The 14,570-nt window shown below is 51.8% G+C and carries 10 protein-coding genes; 8 read left to right on the plus strand and 2 right to left on the minus strand.

The features are described from left to right. Position 1: 1 nt before the first annotated feature. Positions 2-238, minus strand: coding sequence for a 50S ribosomal protein L28 (rpmB, locus tag Q4E93_RS28380; protein WP_303591151.1), 237 nt, complete (start codon positions 236-238; stop codon positions 2-4). A 125-nt stretch (positions 239-363) separates the two neighbouring features. Continuing rightward, the gene (locus Q4E93_RS28385) at positions 364-2,295 is read right to left on the minus strand and encodes a pyrroloquinoline quinone-dependent dehydrogenase (protein WP_303591153.1); all 1,932 of its coding nucleotides are present in this window, start codon (positions 2,293-2,295) and stop codon (positions 364-366) included. Positions 2,296-2,445: 150 nt separating this feature from the next. Between Q4E93_RS28385 and ppk1 the strand changes: the two genes are divergently transcribed. The 8 genes from ppk1 (at position 2,446) to Q4E93_RS28425 (ending at position 14,455) form a co-directional block, all read left to right on the plus strand. After that, on the plus strand, positions 2,446-4,596 hold the full coding sequence (gene ppk1 / locus Q4E93_RS28390) for a polyphosphate kinase 1 (protein WP_303591155.1): 2,151 nt from the start codon (positions 2,446-2,448) through the stop codon (positions 4,594-4,596). After that, positions 4,577-5,470 (plus strand): Ppx/GppA phosphatase family protein, encoded by an 894-nt coding sequence (locus Q4E93_RS28395; RefSeq protein WP_303591157.1) that lies wholly within the window; start codon positions 4,577-4,579, stop codon positions 5,468-5,470. The genes ppk1 and Q4E93_RS28395 overlap by 20 nt, the downstream gene beginning before the upstream one ends. Positions 5,471-5,530: 60 nt before the next feature. Beyond that, the gene (panB, locus tag Q4E93_RS28400; protein WP_303591159.1) at positions 5,531-6,346 is read left to right on the plus strand and encodes a 3-methyl-2-oxobutanoate hydroxymethyltransferase; all 816 of its coding nucleotides are present in this window, start codon (positions 5,531-5,533) and stop codon (positions 6,344-6,346) included. Positions 6,347-6,440: 94 nt separating this feature from the next. Next, positions 6,441-9,281 (plus strand): TonB-dependent receptor, encoded by a 2,841-nt coding sequence (locus tag Q4E93_RS28405; RefSeq protein WP_303591161.1) that lies wholly within the window; start codon positions 6,441-6,443, stop codon positions 9,279-9,281. A 111-nt stretch (positions 9,282-9,392) separates the two neighbouring features. Continuing rightward, positions 9,393-10,445: a sensor histidine kinase gene (locus Q4E93_RS28410; protein WP_303591163.1), complete on the plus strand. Its 1,053-nt coding sequence runs from the start codon at positions 9,393-9,395 to the stop codon at positions 10,443-10,445. Next, positions 10,445-11,143: a LytR/AlgR family response regulator transcription factor gene (locus Q4E93_RS28415; RefSeq protein ID WP_303591165.1), complete on the plus strand. Its 699-nt coding sequence runs from the start codon at positions 10,445-10,447 to the stop codon at positions 11,141-11,143. The genes Q4E93_RS28410 and Q4E93_RS28415 overlap by 1 nt, the downstream gene beginning before the upstream one ends. A 203-nt stretch (positions 11,144-11,346) precedes the next feature. Beyond that, the gene (amaB, locus tag Q4E93_RS28420; protein WP_303591167.1) at positions 11,347-12,870 is read left to right on the plus strand and encodes an L-piperidine-6-carboxylate dehydrogenase; all 1,524 of its coding nucleotides are present in this window, start codon (positions 11,347-11,349) and stop codon (positions 12,868-12,870) included. 97 nt (positions 12,871-12,967) lie between these two features. Beyond that, positions 12,968-14,455, plus strand: coding sequence for an OmpA family protein (locus Q4E93_RS28425; protein WP_303591169.1), 1,488 nt, complete (start codon positions 12,968-12,970; stop codon positions 14,453-14,455). Positions 14,456-14,570: the final 115 nt, after the last annotated feature.

The following is a 14,570-nucleotide window of genomic DNA, read 5'->3' on the forward strand; positions in this document are numbered from 1 at the left end:
TTTAAATCTTTTCGCCGTCGGCTCTCAATTGCTTTACAACAGTGTACAGACCATTCTTGTTGATCGTACGCAGCCCTTCCGAAGACACTTTCAAAGTGATCCACTTGTCCTCTTCGGCCAGGAAAAAGCGCTTGGTCTGCAAGTTGGGTAAAAACCTGCGCTTAGTCTTTATATTTGAGTGCGAAACGCTGTTTCCGCTAACCGGCACCTTACCCGTGATCTGACAAACTCTAGCCATGAAAACTATTTTTAGGACGGCAAAGGTCCTTAAATTTTCGCAATTATCAAAAAGAAATATCTCTTTTTTCAACGAGTTGTACACACCGGTGGATTACGCGTCCTTGGAAAGGTCCTGATATTGTCTTACAGCGAAAAAGCTACCAGATAATCCCCCATCGGCGTTCCCAGCTTGGCATGTCCGCCCGCAGCGATCACAATATACTGTTTTCCAGCGATGGAATAGGTCATCGGTGTAGCCTGGCCCCCTGCCGGTAATGCATATTCCCAAAGCAAAGCCCCTGTCCGTTTATCAAATGCCCTTAGATGGCTATCCATGCTGGCCGCCACGAACACCAGGTTGCCTTCCGTAACGATCGCCCCCCCGAAATTGATCGAGCCCCAGTTTCTTGCCTCCGGGTATTGCCGCGGGTCCATCATATACCCCAGCGGCACTTCCCATTTTTTCAGGCCTGTATGCAGGTCGATAGCCAGCAGGGTGCCCCAGGGTGGCTGGCTTTGCATGATAAACCCTTTTTCCGGGCCTGCTTTGAAAAGGTAACCCCGTTTCATAATATAAGGCGTACCCGCCTGCCGCCCCGTTTCCGCCCGCATTATTTCCTCACTTTCCCGTTCCAGTTGTCCTACTTCCTCCCGGGGCAACATCCGGATCACAGCCGGCACCCGGTTGATATTCGTGATGAGCAGCTGCTGCACGGGATCGTAGCACATGCCGCCCCAATGGATCCCTCCGACATTGCCGGGCGCCATGATACTGCCCTGGTAACTGGGCGGGGTAAATGGTCCCTTGTTCAATAGTTTCTCCACCCGCCGGACAGCTTCCTCTTTTTCCGCCGGCGTAGGGCCCCAGGCATCCGCCACGCTAAAGCCCTGCAAACCCAGCGGCGCCGGGAGCACCGGAAAGGGCTGGGTGGGCCAGGCTTCCTCCCCGTTGACCGTAGAAGCGGGTACGGGCCGCTCTTCCACAGGAAAAAGAGACTTTCCCGTCTCCCGGTCCAGGATGAATACATGCCCCATCTTCGTGCCCACCGCCACAGCCGGTACCTTCCGTCCGCCTTTCGTCACGGTGATCAGCATCGGCTGGGCCGCAATGTCATAGTCCCATAGATCATGATGAACCACCTGGAAATACCAGGCCATTTTACCCGTGGCCGCATGCAGCGCAACGACGGAATTGGCATAGAGATTCTTACCCTTTCGCTCCCCCCCATAATAGTCCGGGCTTGGGCTGGTGGTCGGAACAAAAACAAGTCCCCTCTCCGCATCCGTCGATAACACCGACCAGGCGTTGGCCCCGCCCGTTCTCCCGACATTAGGCCCCACCCAGGTCTTGCCGGCTGTGTCTCCGGGATCATGGACGGCAATAGGATCCCAGGTCCATCGCAGGTTGCCGCTGTGCACATCATAAGCCCGGACGACTCCCGGAGGATAGTCCATCCGCTGGTTGTCCCCCAGGGATGATCCTACGATCACCATATCGCCCATGATGGCAGGAGGGGACGTTTCCGCAAGGTCTTTCCCAAGTCCTTCTTTCAGGTCCACCGCACCCTCTTTTCCAAAATAAGGTATCGGCTTACCTCTCGCAGCATCAAGGGCGATTAGCTGGCCATCGAGCGTGGCTATAAATATCTTTTGGGGCGTCGCACCCGCGGGCCACCCCGCTACTCCTCTCGAAGCCATGTCGGAGTAACCCCTGTGCAGATCGATGTGCGGATCATACACCCATTTCTCCTTGCCATCGGCCGCATTTACCGCTATGACCCGGCTGCTGGCCGTGCTAAAATACAATGTGCCCCCTATCATGATCGGCGTTGCTTCAAAAGCAGCCTGCTCCATCTTATTGGTCCCCTCATAGGTCTTTAGCTCACCGGTGCGATAGACCCATGCCAGCTTGAGCCGGCTTACATTGCTGTCATTGATCTGCCGGAGCTTCGCATAACGGCCGCCCCCCGCATCGCATCCATAAAAAGGCCACGCACCATCACGCGTTTGCCCGATGGTTGATAGGGCCGGCAGCAGAAAGACGCACAGCAACAGCTGATATCTCGTTACTTTCATAGAATTATTTTTTTTAAATGTACCATTTGACTGAGCCGCGCGCAATCATCTTTGACCAATAGGCGTTTTATGTTGACATGCGGCATTTGATAATAATTATTTAATTTACCATTCCCTTTTGCATTCTCTACTTTGCGCAAAATGGGCATAATGGCAGAATTAATGAAAAGAAAAACGATAGCAAGGGATATTAGCTGGCTTTCATTCAATAGCAGGGTCTTGCAGGAGGCCGCCGATCCTTCGGTACCCCTGCGGGAAAGGATACGGTTCTTAGGCATTTTCTCCAATAATATGGACGAGTTCTTCCGGGTAAGGGTAGCCACGCTGAAAAGAATGAGTGAATACAGCGGCCGTAAGACCAGGATCAATATGCACCTGGAAGTATCTCCCGATAAGATCCTGGGTGATATACAATCCATGGTCATGGAACAAAACGAGGAGTTTGACACGATCTGGAGCGATATCCGTAAGGAAATGGAAAAGGAGAAGGTATTCCTGGTGTCGGAAGATCACCTGGACCAGACCCAGCAGCAATTCATCCAGAATTACTTCGAAGAAGAAGTTCGCTCCAATATCATCCCCCTCATGATCGAAAGCATCCCCCAGTTCCCTTACCTGCGGGATAAATCCATCTACCTGGGTGTGGTGCTTTCCCGGCAGGATGGGAGCATGAAGCGAAAGTATGCATTGATAGAAGTTCCCAGCAGGGTATTGGGCCGTTTTGTCCAGCTGCCCTCCGCAACGATGGATGAACATCACATCATCCTGCTGGAAGACATTATCCGGTATAACCTCCGCAGCATCTTCGCTTATTTCGGCTACGACACCTACGGTTCCTGGGCCTTCAAGGTCACCCGCGACGCAGAGATCGACATCGACAACGACATCTCCACGACGCTTATACAAAAGATCGAAAAAGGTTTGAAGAATCGCCGCCGGGGTAAGCCGGTGCGCTTCGTTTATGATAAGGAGATGGACAGTCACCTGCTGGAATACCTGATGAAGCGGCTGAATCTTGCCCGGAAAGACAACCTGATGCCCGGCGGCCGCATCCATAATTTCAGGCATTTTATGGACTTTCCGGACGTATTCCATAAAAAAGGCCAGCGGAAAAAACCCTTCACGCACCCGCTGCTGATTAAGACACCCCGGGTGACGGACGTAGTGCTGGACCAGGACGTCATGCTGCACTTCCCCTATCATTCGTTCAACCCCGTGATCGATATGCTCCGGGAGGCCGCCATTGACCCCAACGTCACTACGATCAAGATCACATGCTACAGGCTGGCGAGCAATTCCAAGATCATCAACACCCTGGTCAATGCCGTAAGGAATGGCAAGCACGTCACGGTCATGCTGGAGCTCCGGGCCCGCTTTGATGAAGAAGCTAACCTGGAATGGAAAGAAAGATTGGAGGACGAAGGCGTAAAAGTGCTCATCGGCATCCCCAACATTAAGATCCATGCCAAGATCTGCCTGATAAAAAAACGCATCAATAACTTCACCATCCACTATGGGTTCGTCAGCACAGGCAACCTCAACGAAAAGACGGCGAAAGTATATGGCGATCATTGCCTGCTGACATCGGACAGGCATATCATGGCCGACGTGAACAGGATCTTCAATTACCTGGAAAAGTGGAAGGAAGGGACGGATTCGCTGAGAGCCTGCAAAGCGCTGATCCCCTGCCCTACCAGTCTGCGGAGAGAGCTGATAAAGATGATCACCAGGGAGATCAGGCTGGCAAAAGAAAAAAAGCCCGCTACGATGACCTTGAAGATGAATTCGCTTTCAGACGAAGAGCTGATCGACAAGCTCTACGAAGCAGCCCGGGCCGGGGTGGAAATAAAGCTCATCATCCGCGGTATATTCTGCATGTTCTCCGAGAACAGCAAGTTCATCATTCCCGTAAAAGCCATCAGCATCATCGACGAATATCTCGAACATGCCAGGGTCTTTATCTTCGGCAACAATGGGAAAGAGAAAGTTTACATATCTTCGGCGGATTGGATGGTGCGCAATCTGGACCACCGCGTGGAAGCCACGTGCCCTGTGCTGGATCCCACGATCCGGCATGAATTGATTAAGATCCTGGACATCCAGCTGGCGGACAACGTAAAAGCCAGGTGGCTGGACAATGAATTGCTGAACAAATACAAGAAGGACAACCCGGACGTGAAAGTGAGATCCCAGATCGAGATCTATAATTATTTGTACCATAAAGCGCTCCATGGAGAAGAAACAAAACCATCTGAAATACCGCAAATACCACCCATAACTCATGCGACTGGCAGCTATTGATATCGGGAGCAACGCGGCAAGGCTGCTTATCTCTGACGTATCCATCAACAACGGAAAGACAGAATTCAATAAGATCAACCTGGTCCGCGTCCCGCTGCGCCTGGGTTTCGATGTCTTTGAAAAAAAGGAGATCTCTCCGGAAAAGACCGACATGATCCTCCATACCATCAAGGCGTACAAGCATCTCCTGGACGCCTATGGCGTGCTCCATATAAAGGCGGCGGCCACCTCTGCCATGCGCGATGCCGTCAACGCCCGGGCCATCATAGACCGCGTCCGGAATGAGACTGGTATTCCCATCGAAGTCATCAGCGGGGGCAACGAAGCCGCATTGATCTATGAGAACCATATCGCGGAAAACATGGACAAGGACCACGCCTATCTCTACATCGACGTAGGCGGGGGAAGCACGGAGCTGACTTTTTTTGCGGGGAATAAGCTGGTTTTTTCCGCGTCTTTCAACATCGGTACCATCCGGCTGCTGAAAGGCCAGGTCGCCGTCAACCAATGGGATAATATGAAGGACTTCATCAAGAAAGAGACAAAGGACTTCCCCAATAATATGATCGCCATCGGCTCAGGAGGAAATATCAACAAAATATTCTCTCTGTCTAAACGCAAGGAAGGCAAATCCCTCCACATCGATCTGCTGAAGGACTATTACAAGGAGTTCTCTAATTTTTCCCTGGCCGATCGCATGCGGCTTTACAAGCTGCGGGAAGACCGCGCTGATGTCATCGTCCCCGCCCTGCAGATCTACATCAATGTAATGCGATGGGCCAATGCGCAGGAAATTTATGTGCCTAAGATCGGCCTTGCGGACGGCCTTATACAACACCTGTACGCCGACCTGAAAAAAAAGGGTATTACCTGATCTAAAAACTTACTACCTTAGCCTCCCCTTAAACCTTAGCTACCCTTAAATTTTCCCCTTATGTCAGTACACACAGACGTTAAGAAAGTGACCACCAATACGCTGCAGAAAATGAAGCAGACGGGGGAAAAGATTTCCATGATCACTGCCTACGATTATTCATTCGCCAGGATCTTCGACGCGGCAGGCATCGACGTCATCCTTGTCGGCGACTCCGCTTCCAATGTAATGGCAGGCCACGAAACCACGCTCCCCATCACCCTCGATCAGATGATCTATCACGCGTCCTCCGTGCTGCGGGCCGTGAACAGAAGCTTCGTCGTCGTCGACCTGCCTTTCGGCTCCTATCAATCCAACTCCAAAGAAGCCCTGGCTTCCGCTATTCGCATCATGAAGGAGACCGGCGCACATGCCGTCAAACTGGAAGGAGGCGAAGAGATCCTGGAATCCGTTAAAAGGATCCTCGCCGCAGGAGTGCCCGTCATGGGCCACCTGGGCCTTACCCCCCAGTCCATCTATAAATTCGGTACCTATACGGTACGCGCAAAGGAAGAAGCTGAAGCAGAAAAACTTAAAAAGGATGCGCATATCCTGGAAGATGCCGGTTGCTTCGGACTGGTGCTGGAAAAGATACCGGCCCTGCTGGCCAAAGAGGTTTCCGAAAGTCTCCACATTCCCACCATCGGCATAGGGGCAGGAAAACATTGCGACGGTCAGGTCCTCGTCATGCATGACCTCTTAGGCATCAATACCGAGTTCAAACCCCGCTTCCTCCGCCGTTACCTGGACATACACGAACAAACCACCGCCGCTATCCAGCAATACATTCACGATGTAAAATCCCGGAGCTTCCCTAACGAGCAGGAACAATACTAGTTTCCCCCGCAGAAGCATTTTTTCATACAGAATGCCGGTTGAATGATTTTTTATAATCATTTATTGTTAACTTGAAGTAACCAAAGCAAATTGTATGAGAAAACCGATCCTGGTGTTTATTATGTTAATTATTTATGTCTATGCGCACGCTCAGAATACCCTTAAAGGTAAAGTGACGGACAGCAGGACAGGAAATCCCGTATCAGGGGCATCAGTTAAAGTAAAACATTCAAAAACAGGCACTTCTACTGACAATAGCGGTAGTTTTACGTTACAGGTCAAACAGGGAGACCTCCTGGAGGTCAGCAGCATCGGTTATACCACCCAAACAATCACCGTTTCCGACGTCGCCACCGTCACTATTGTCCTGGAACCCAGCTCCACTGAATTGAAAGAGATCGTTTTCGTGGGCAGCCGGGGAGCGGGAAGGGCCAAGACCGAGACCCCCGTCCCGGTGGATGTCATTAAGATCAACCAGATCGACCTGCCCACCGCCAAAATGGACCTGACGTCTGTCCTGAATATAGCGGCCCCCTCTTTCAACTATAATAAACAGAGCGGCGCGGATGGCGCCGACCATGTCGACCTTGGTACCCTGAGAGGCCTGGGCCCTGACCAGACACTCGTGCTCATCAACGGCAAGAGAAGGCACCAGACGGCCTTTGTCGGCTTGTTCGGCACCCGCGGCAGAGGCAGCTCAGGAGTAGACCTCAACGCCTTCCCCGAAGCTTCCGTTGACAGGATAGAGATCCTGCGTGACGGCGCTTCCGCCCAATATGGCTCCGATGCCATCGCCGGCGTCATCAATATCATCCTTAAGAAAGACCCCGGTCACCTCAGCGTCAACGCAGGCTGGGGCGGCTACTACGATCATAAATTCAATTCACGGAAATTCAATGCCGGCAACCAATACTATTCCGGCAGCGCCATCGACGGCAACACCTTTACTTTATCGCTCAACGATGGGATCGCTCTTGGCAAAAAAGGAGGATTCATTAACATAGGAGCCGACTTGCTGCTGCAGGGGAAAACTTACCGGCAGGCTGATACGGCTAACTGGCAGACCGATAAGAATGCCCTGCCTTTTATCAACAGCGGGCGCAGGGCCTTCGGTGACGGGTCACTCAAATCCGGCGGCCTTATGTACAATATGGAGCTGCCGGCCGGCGGCGCGACATTCTATTCCTTTGGCGGATATAATTACAAGGCTTCCGACGCTTACGCCTACTCCCGCAACTGGAGCGCCAAACCCGAACGTTTTCCCGTAGACAATAACGCCGATCTGCTGTTCGTACCCGGCATCATGCGCAAAACCAATGACGGAGAGACCTATTATAACCCTCATATACAAACGCATATCCAGGATGCTTCCCTTGCGCTGGGTATCAAAGGAACGACGGCAAACGCATGGACCTGGGACCTGAGCAATACCCTGGGAAGAAATGACTTCCATTACTACGGTGACAAGACCTTTAATGCCTCCAACATTGGTAAGACCACACCCACTCACTTTGACGACGGCGGTTTCAACTTCCTGCAGAACACCGTCAACCTGGATTTCGGCAAGTCATTCAAATCCGTAGCCAGCGGACTCAACCTGGGCCTGGGCGCCGAGTTCCGGTATGAACGATACGCCATCTATAAAGGGGAATTTGGCTCTTACGGAGCATATGACTCCAACGAACGGATCTATTCCAACCTGATTGGAGATGGCAATGGCGACTCCCTCCGCGCTCCCGCGGCCGGCGCACAGGGCTTTCCCGGCTTCAGCCCCGCAGATGTCAAGACAGCCCACCGCACGAACCTGGGTCTTTATGCCGACGCTGAATTGAATATCACCAATGCCTGGCTCGTGGATGGCGCCGTCCGGTTTGAACATTATTCCGATTTCGGCTCCGTCGCCACTGTCAAGCTGGCCACCCGCTATAAGCTGCTGGACAACCTGAATATCCGCGGCTCCGTCAGCACGGGCTACCGGGCCCCTTCCCTGCAGCAGATCAATTTCAGCAATACCCTTACTTCCTTCAGCGGCGGCGCCCTCGTGCAGAGCCGGATCGCCGACAACAACGACCCCATCACCCGCGCGGCAGGTATCCCGAAGCTGAAAGAGGAAACCTCGGTCAATGCCAGCGCCGGCTTTAGCTGGAAAGCAGCCAAAGGGCTCACCTTCACCGTGGATGGCTACTGGGTAAAAATGAAGAACAGGGTCGTCCTCTCTGGTCTCTTCAGCAAGGATGACGCCACGCTGCCCGCTTCCTTCACTTCGCAGTTCCCGGCTGATGTATCTACCGTGCAATTCTTTTCCAATGCGGTTAATACTACCAATAAAGGCATCGATATCATAGCCGATTACGCCGCCCGCTGGGAAAAGAACAGCTTCCATGTCCTGCTGGCTGGCAATCTGCAAAAAATGACCATCGATGAGATCCATGTCCCTGCAGCGCTCAACGGCACCGTGCTCAACCAGAAGACGTTTTATAGCGACAGGGAAAAAGCGTTCCTGCTGGCCTCAGCGCCCAATCATAAATTTGCCCTCAGCCTGGATTACAATTTCGATAAGTTCGGCTTTGGCACCCATTTCACCTATTTCGGCAAGATCAAGCTGATGGGCTTTGGCGCCGCCACCGCCGACAATCCAAACCAGACAGGTATCAATCCCATGGTGCCCACCGACGCAGATGATACGAAGCTGGTACCTGAAATATTCAACTTCAATGGCAAAACGGTCACAGATGTCTACGCATCCTACAAGCTCTGCAGTCATGCAACCGTCTTCATCGGCGCCGACAACTTATTCAATATTCATCCTGACCTGGGTGTAAATCCCCAGGCGAAAGGCTGGGCAGGCGACAACGAGTCCGGCGGCCCCTGGGACAGCGTCCAGATGGGCTTCAACGGTCTCCGCCTCTTCGGTAAACTTGCTTTGACCTTCTGATCTTCAAAGGAACGGCCCGTCAGGGCCGTTCCTCCATTCACCGGTGTAATTCCTCCATTCATCTATATTATTTCTTCCCTAACACCCACGGCCCATAGATTTGAGGTGGATATGGAGAAAAGGATTGTACAGATCATCATTCACATCGCAGCCTGGGTCTGCTTTCTCATGGTGCCATTCGTATTTTACCCAAGGCCCAGGGAAATTTCCTTTTTCACGGAAAAATATTTTCTGGTCTCCTTCATTATTACCAATAGCCTGCTCATTACCTTCTATTATCTCAATACTTTCTTTTTCATTCCCAAATGGCTGGATCAAAAAAAGTTCCTTACCTATGGGTTGATCATACTGGCGCTGCTCATATTCTTTGGATGCCTTCCCCGCATCTACCATTATTTTTTTGCCAGCTGGCAAACGCCTCCGCCGGGCCCCCGGCCCCCCGGCAGACCCCGCAATTTCCAGCAGCCCCTCCTCCAACCCGGCAATATTGCCGTATTCCTGCTCATCTTCGTATTCAGCACCGGCATCAAAGTAATCAATCAATGGCTGCGATCCGAACAGCGCAACAAGGAGATCGCCAATGAAAAAGTAAACGCCGAGCTCTCTTTCCTGAAAGCGCAGATCAACCCCCATTTCCTCTTCAATACCCTTAATAACATTTACGCGCTGGCCTCCGCACAGTCCGACAAGACTGCCCCTGCCGTCATGAAACTTTCCAGCATCATGCGCTATGTGCTGACGGAAGCCCGCAATGATCTGGTCCCGCTGGAAAAGGAGATCCAGTTCACCACGCATTATATCGAATTGCAGAAAATGCGCCTTACCGATAAGTCCAGCATCGCGTTCAACGTAAAAGGCGATCCCCTGGGCAGACAGATCGCACCTCTCCTGCTGCTGCCTTTCGTGGAAAATGCTTTTAAATATGGCGTAAGCACCAGGGAGATCTCCCCCATCTGCATTTTGTTGGAAATAAAGAAAGATTCGATGTACTTTAGTGTGACAAATCATAAGCATATCAATACCTTATTGAGGGCGGCGGACAATACGGGTATTGGTATCCAAAATACCCGGCGCAGACTCGATCTGCTCTATCCGGACCGCTATGATCTTGCCATTGACGACGGACCCGTTGAATTTACTGTTCATCTAAACATTCAGGTATAATGCTGACATGTATAGCCATCGACGACGAGCCATTGGCGCTGGAGGTATTGAAAAAATACATCGCCAAGATCTATTTTCTCGACCTGAAAGGTGCTTTCACCGACCCTTTCGAGGCGCAAAAAATGATGGACACCGCTCCCGTGGATATCCTCTTCCTGGATATTCAAATGCCGGACATCAATGGCATCGAATTCTCCCGCATCATCAATAAGAAAAATACCGCTGTCGTATTCACCACCGCCTTCAGCGAATACGCCGTGGAAGGGTTTAACGTGGATGCCATCGATTACCTGCTAAAGCCCATTGAATACGATCGCTTTCTCAAAGCCGTATATAAAGCCAAGGAATACGTCGATTACCTCACCAGCCAGGAGCTGCAGGAAGGATATATCTTCGTCAAATCCGATTACCAGATGGTAAAGGTAAACCTGAAAGAGATCCTCTACATCGAAGGGCTGGACGACTACATCAAGATCTACCTTCCCGGCAGATCCATTCTCACCCTGATGACACTGAAGACCATCGCCCTGAAACTCCCTGCCCGCGAATTCATACGCGCCCATCGATCCTACATCGTACCTATCAGCAGGATCGAGCACATCAGCAAAAGCAAGATCAGGATTGGGGATAAAGAGATCCCCATCGGGGTAAGCTATAGCGAAAGTTTCTTCGCCGCGATGGAAAACAAGCTCAACTAGTTGATCCTCACGCATCGTTCTCCTGAAAGGAGACACAACCCTTATTTCAAAATTTACGTATTAATGAATGCCGGCCTGGTAGAAGCCGGCAAAAAGGACCAGTTTTTTCATAGTAGATTTTAAGTTAAGGTTGAGGCCACTGGTTAGTGGTTAGTTTTCCCTAAATTGCTTGCGTTTTGCATAAAACGCAAGCAATTTTAATTATGGACTTCCTCAAAGACTTAAAGATCAGTGCTGATAACACCGGTACCTCCACCGGCGCCCGATGGATAGCAGCCAAAACGCCTTCCCTCACTTCTGTTTCTCCCGTGAATGGCAAGACCATTGCCAGCGTCACTACCACAGATAAAGAAAGCTATGACTCCGTGGTACGAACCGCAGAAGCCGCATTCCTGGAATGGCGTACCTGGCCGGCCCCCCGCAGAGGCGAAGTCGTCCGTCAGATGGGCGAAGCCCTCCGGCATTATAAGACCCCCCTCGGCAAGCTGGTGTCCTACGAAATGGGAAAAAGCCTGCAGGAAGGATATGGGGAAGTCCAGGAAATGATCGATATCTGCGATTTTGCCGTCGGCCTCTCACGTCAATTGCATGGTTTGACCATGCATAGTGAAAGACCCGCTCACAGGATGTACGAGCAATGGCATCCCCTTGGCCTGGTAGGCATTATCTCCGCCTTTAATTTCCCCGTAGCCGTATGGAGCTGGAATAGTATGCTGGCATGGGTATGTGGAGATGTATGCATCTGGAAGCCTTCTGAAAAGACCCCGCTCTGTGCAGTGGCCTGCCAACACATCGTCGCTGAGGTCTTCGCCCGCAACAACGTACCTGAAGGCGTAAGCAACCTCATTACCGGCGCCCGCGACACGGGCGAATGGCTGGCAGCTGATGAAAGGATCGCACTGGTATCGGCCACGGGTTCCACACGCATGGGCAAAGCCGTAGGCGCCGTCGTAGCAGCACGGTTGGGCAGATCGCTGCTGGAGCTGGGAGGCAACAACGCCATCATTATCTCCCAGGACGCAGACCTGAACATTGCCATACCCGGCGCCGTCTTTGGGGCCGTAGGTACAGCGGGCCAACGCTGCACCACCACCCGGCGCCTCATCATCCACGAAAGTATCTACGACAGGGTAAAAGAAAAGCTGACTACGGTATATCAGCAACTACGCATCGGCGATCCCCTGGATGAAAAAAATCATGTAGGCCCCCTCATCGACAAAGATGCCGTCCAAAATTATCTCAGGGCCATCGAAGCCTGCAAAAAGGAAGGCGGCCGATTCCTCATAGAGGGCGCTGTTCTCCAGGGCGAGGGTTTCGACAGCGGGTGTTACGTCCGGCCATGCATTGCAGAAGCCGCGCCTGATTATGCCATTGTCCGGCATGAAACCTTTGCCCCCATCCTTTACCTGCTGAAATACAAGACCCTGGATGAAGCCATCGCCATCCAGAACGGAGTGCCGCAGGGACTCTCCTCTTCCATTATGACCCTCAATCTGCGGGAAGCAGAACAATTCCTTTCGGCCGGCGGCAGCGACTGCGGGATCGCCAACGTCAACATCGGGACCTCGGGCGCAGAGATCGGTGGCGCCTTCGGCGGAGAAAAAGAAACAGGTGGCGGAAGAGAGAGCGGCAGTGACGCCTGGAGAGCCTATATGCGTCGTCAGACCAATACCATCAACTATTCCACTCAACTGCCACTGGCACAAGGGATAAAGTTCGACATTTAAATCCTTGCCGGCAAAGAGGAGATGCAATGCCGCAATAGCGAAAAGGCAAAATAATTCATTCATTTGGACGTTATTGCCTACAGATCACCCACAAACTATGATGAATTCCGGTACCAAAGCCTCTGCTGCATATAAGAAACTTATACCCCTGCTGGCCCTGGCGCTCATCGGATCCATCCCTTCCATGGCCCAGGTGAGATTGGGTGTCCTTGGAGGGCTACATAGCTCTAAGGTATTGGAAAAGAACAATATACCCGGGTGGGACACCGCTATAAAAAAATTCCAGACGACAAGGTCCGGTTTTCAGCTGGGGCTTATCCTGGAAGTCCCTCTTGGCCATAAAGGCTTTTTCTTCCAACCCGCCATTACCTACACTTCAAAAGGGAAAAAATATACGAAGAACAATGACTCGGCCACCAGCTACCTGGAAGACACCATCTATACCCGGCAAAATCTGAATATCAATTACATCGACATTCCGCTGAACTTCACTTATAAGTTCTACTTCTCGGCCAACCATAAGAACAGCTTTTTCCTCAGCGCCGGGCCCCAGATCAGCTTCTTTTACAGCGGCAAGACGACCAATGAAACCCTCAAGCACACCGCCACCAAATATACCAATGAATCCACGCCTGTTACAGTGGGTAAAGGTGTCAATACCTATAAAACAATGGACCTGGGCGTAGATGGCAGGGCAGGCTTCGAGCTGGGAAACATCATGCTCAGCGCTTATTTCAGCCAGGGCCTGACCAGCTTTTACAACGCGTCTTACGAAGGCACCTTCCACCATCAGCTGGCGGGCGTCTCACTGGGCATATGGCTGACATCCACCGGCGTCCCCGTACCTCCAAAGAAGAAGATCGCCAAAGACAGCGATAATGACGGCACGCCGGACGACCTGGATTACTGTCCCCTTATGGCAGGGCCGGCTAAATCACGCGGCTGCCCCATTCCCGATTCGGACCGGGATGGCATAGATGACGAACATGATTCCTGCAGAAATATTCCAGGCCTGGCACGCTATAATGGCTGTCCGATCCCCGACACCGACCACGATGGCGTGAATGACGAAGAAGATAAATGCCCCGACCAACCCGGCCTGGCCCGGTACAACGGATGTCCCATCCCTGACAGGGACGGCGATAGTGTCAATGATGAGGAGGATAAATGCCCCGATACCCCTGGTACGGTGGAAAACCAGGGCTGCCCCCTGATTAAGAAAGAGGTAAGGGAGAAGATCAATTTCATCGCACGCAATATCCTGTTCACCTCCGCCAGCGATCACCTTACGGATAGCTCCTTCCTGGCGCTGGATGCACTGGCTGCGCTGATGAAAGATCATCCCGAATGGCACCTCACCATCGAAGGACACACGGATAACAGCGGTAACGCCCGGGCTAACAAGCTCCTTTCGCAGAAAAGAGCCATTGCAGTCCGCAATTACCTGGTGAAAAAAGGCATACCCGAAAACCATCTGACTGCCTCCGGACTGGGACAGGAACAGCCGATCGGAGATAACAATACGGCCGCCGGCAAGGCCGCCAACCGACGCGTGGAATTAAAGCTCAGCCAGGAGAACCAATAAAATAACAGATAAGACGCCAATTTTAACAAGTCTATAAGGGCCATCCATGTAATTTTTGACATGTGATGGCCTATGTTTTATTATTTTACATAATAGTTAAAAAACTACCTACACA

Origin of the sequence: Flavitalea plasmicola, from assembly GCF_030546645.1 — a bacterium.
Taxonomy (GTDB): domain Bacteria; phylum Bacteroidota; class Bacteroidia; order Chitinophagales; family Chitinophagaceae; genus Puia.